The 3,437-nt window shown below is 47.1% G+C and carries 2 protein-coding genes and 1 pseudogene; all 3 read left to right on the top strand.

Annotated features, from left to right (window positions below):
* Window positions 1-194: pseudogene (locus Q0140_RS01675) on the top strand (ribonucleotide-diphosphate reductase subunit beta); the annotation flags it as partial.
* 147 nt (window positions 195-341) lie between these two features.
* Window positions 342-977: a protein-L-isoaspartate(D-aspartate) O-methyltransferase gene (locus Q0140_RS01670; RefSeq protein ID WP_297917640.1), complete on the top strand. Its 636-nt coding sequence runs from the start codon at window positions 342-344 to the stop codon at window positions 975-977.
* 155 nt (window positions 978-1,132) lie between these two features.
* Complete coding sequence (locus Q0140_RS01665) at window positions 1,133-2,935, top strand: hypothetical protein (RefSeq protein WP_297961021.1); 1,803 nt, start codon at window positions 1,133-1,135, stop codon at window positions 2,933-2,935.
* The last annotated feature ends 502 nt before the right edge of the window (window positions 2,936-3,437 follow it).

Raw genomic sequence — 3,437 nt, 5'->3', positions numbered from 1 at the left:
ACATCATCGAAGAATACATCCACTACCTGGTCGATCAGCGCCTGCTTGCCATCGGGCTTGAGAAACGATACGGCGCGAAACATCCGATAAAATGGGTCGATGATTTTTCTAAATTTAATGATCAAAAGAGCAATTTTTTCGAGAGCAAGGTCACGAACTACAGCAAAGGAAGCTTGAGTTTCGATGATTTTTAGCGGATTTTACGGTTTGAAATTTTGCTCTGCCGCATCGCGGGCTGAGCGCTTGGACGGCATTTTTAAAAATTTTATCGGTCCCGAATTTAATCAGAGCAAAAGCTTTCGCGGCTTTAAATTTAAGGTCTGGCCTGGCGGGAGCGCGTTATGGTCTCGCTAGAGCGGCTTCGCTGCGAAAAGATGGCGAACGACATCGCCGAGCAGGTTAGCTTAAATCCTGCGCTTTTTGAGGCGTTTTGTAGCGTCGCTAGAAGCGAGTTTGCCCCGCTCGGAGCGCACGCTTTCAGCCTTAACGCGCAGCCCATTTTGGCCAGCCAGTGGATCAGCTCGCCGCTGACGGTCGCGCGCATGACGATGGCGCTAAGCGTCGATCCAAAAGTCGAGAAAATTTTAGAGATCGGCTGCGGTAGCGGCTATCAAGCGGCGATTTTAAGCAGGATGGTTCACCGCGTCTTTGCCGTCGAGCGCGTCGAGCGGCTGGTGGGCGAGGCGAAAAGACACTTTGCAAATCTCGGGATTTCAAACATCAGCCTGCGCCACGATGACGGCAACGCTGGATGGAAAAATTTCGCCCCTTTTGATAGGATCTTGCTCTCCGCGTGCGCCGAGCGGATCGACGAGCGGCTGTTTGCGCAGCTGGCAATCGGCGGAATTTTGGTCGCTCCGATGAATAGGGGCGGCTCGCAAAAGATCGTTAGATTTAATAAAATTTCGCCGAGCGAGATCAAGGAGGAGGAACTCGGCGCCTGCGAATTCGTCCCGTTGGTGCAGGGTCGCGGATAGATCTAGCGCGCAGTAAATTTTAAAATTTCCTACCGCCGCGGGCGCGTAAATTTAATAAAATTTTGCTGTCGCGCTTCGCCCTGAGATCAGAGTTTTATTAATTATTTATTTAAATTCAAGTACAATACGCAATTTTAATCTTACAAGGATGAGTCATGCAAGATTTTAGCAAGGAAAAGATAGAGTCGCTGGTCGTCAGCTGGAAAAATCACAACAAAAACCAATTCTGGCTCAAAAAACAAACCGCGATCTCAAAGTATTTAGGCGAGATAAAGCGCTGCTTGGCGAGCTTTGATGAGACCGAGAGCGAGTTTTTGCAAACTCTGTATATAAATCTCAGCGACGGCAATCTTAGAAGCTGCAAAATTTTATCTCTGGGCGAGAAGTTCGCGCACGCCGAGTATTTCTTCATGGATCAGTTTTTTGATTCCAATATCAGCGCGTTTTATTACGATTTTGCTTTCAAAGATCGCATCGTCGGCAAAAAAGAGCTGTTTCCTAAAAATGCCGTAAAAAGCGTAGATAGCGTGCTTAGCGGCGAGGATAAAAACATCGTCTCGCTTTATGTTTTTATCGAAAATATCGTCAAAAATTTCAATAGCTATTCGCAGGAGCGCACCGCGCGCGATATTTTCAAACAAAAGCTAGTCAATTTCTACGACGAGCTTTACAGGCTTCTTACGGCGGTGGACAGCGCTTTGGCGATCGATTTTTTCGACGTCGCGCTGCATAATCAGCCCTTCGTGCTGATGGAATTTTTAAAATCCGCGATAAATGCCGATAATTTCTATCTGATTGATAGCTACCTAAGCGACGACGGGATGCTAAATTTAGGACTTGCCGAGGACGGCGATTTCGCGCAAATTTCGCGCGAGAAGCTCTATCTGCTAGCCAGCATATTTGCGCAGTGCAACGATGAGTTTCCGACGCTTGTTTATCGCGATGAAACCGCACAAATTTTATCCTTGCTATACGACGAAAAGGTTGAAATTTTTGAAGAATTTTACGAAGTAAGTTCGCGATTTATCGCGGAATTTACCCCGTATCCGCAGGACGTCGTGGGCGCGGCTAGGATCGTGTATTCGTCGCTGTTTTTCGAATACGTCAAAAACTACAAAAGCGAAGAGGTCGCAAAAAATACGATATTTTACGGCGCGATCGGCACGGGCAAAACTCGCAGATTACGATCTTTGATCACCGAAAAGAAGCTTGCGACAAAAAATTTCCGCTACGTTTGCCTACACGAAGGCTTTGAATACCGTGATTTCATCGACGGATTTTACGGCGAAAGTTTCATAGACGGCGAGTTTAAGGCGCTGTGCAAAGAGGCGCTAAACGATCCGAAGGGCGAGTATTATTTTTTGATCGACAATGCAAGCGCCGCGAGCTTGGATAAAATTTTTGGCGAGGCTGCGGTGCTTTTGGATCGTCGCTACGACGAGGAAGACGAGCTTTCGCTGATTCGCACTAAAAATTCCCACGTAATCGACGGCTTTGAAGAGGGCGAAAAAGCGCGCGCCAGCGTCCTTTTAAAGGACGGCCGCTCATATTTTGCGGTGCCTAAAAATTTATACGTCCTATGCACTCTAAGTGAGCACAAATGCGTTTCGCCGTCGATCGCAAAGGCGTTTAGATGGATCAGATGCGAGTGCGATTACGGCGCGCTTGAGGATTATTTAAGAGATCGCGAGATCGTAAACGCAAGCGCGGTCGTTGCGGTTTGCAAGGCGCTGAATAAATTTATCGCCGATGAGGCAAAGGATCTTGGCGCGATTGGACACGGCGTATTTATGGGGCTAGGGCGCTATCAAAACAACGCACAGATCATGCAGGAGGGGCTAAACGGCTTTTTTGCCGAGGTGCTTGAGCCGATCTTTAGGTGCGCAGCAAGCGGCGAAGATACCGCTACAAGCCTTAGCGAGCGCATCGCAGAAGCCAGAGGCGTGTTTAAATTTTAGCCGCCGCTTAGCAGGAATGCCTATATTTGCAATGAAATTTTAAAATTTCATTGCATTGTGCTTCACTTGCGCTTAGATATATGGCGGCGAAATTTGGGTTTTAAATTTAGCAAAAGTTTGCGCGCCGCCACTTATTTGCGACGCGCCGTAGCAATGCCGGTCTATTAAATTGATATAAATTTAGACTTGAAATTTTAGTTCTCGCTTGCCATACCTATTGGGCGCGCGAGCACGGAGTCAGAGTGAAATTTTGAGTTTTAAATTTAGCTCGGGCTGCCAAATTTGCACAAATTTTTATTTTAAAATTCCCGCCGTATTTTATACATAGAATTTTACTTGTCGGCGCAACCTCCGTTTTGATTAAATTTGATTGAAGTGAGCCTATAAATTTAAGCGGCGTGGGCTTTTAAATTTAACCCAAAAGCCCCGCGCCTTTTACTCTCTGCGAGCGATCTGCCGCGTAGATCCTCTTCCCGCCTACTACTTTGCCGCCCTCGATTTT

Source organism: uncultured Campylobacter sp. (assembly GCF_938045405.1).
GTDB lineage: Bacteria > Campylobacterota > Campylobacteria > Campylobacterales > Campylobacteraceae > Campylobacter_B.
Note: the sequence above shows the minus strand (reverse complement) of the source record. Positions and strands in the feature narration are given on the sequence as shown.

Excerpts from the sequence above, each read along its gene's own strand:
- Q0140_RS01670 (WP_297917640.1), top strand. The coding sequence starts at position 342 with ATGGTCTCGCTAGAGCGGCTTCGCTGCGAAAAGATGGCGAACGACATC.
- Q0140_RS01665 (WP_297961021.1), top strand. The coding sequence starts at position 1,133 with ATGCAAGATTTTAGCAAGGAAAAGATAGAGTCGCTGGTCGTCAGCTGG.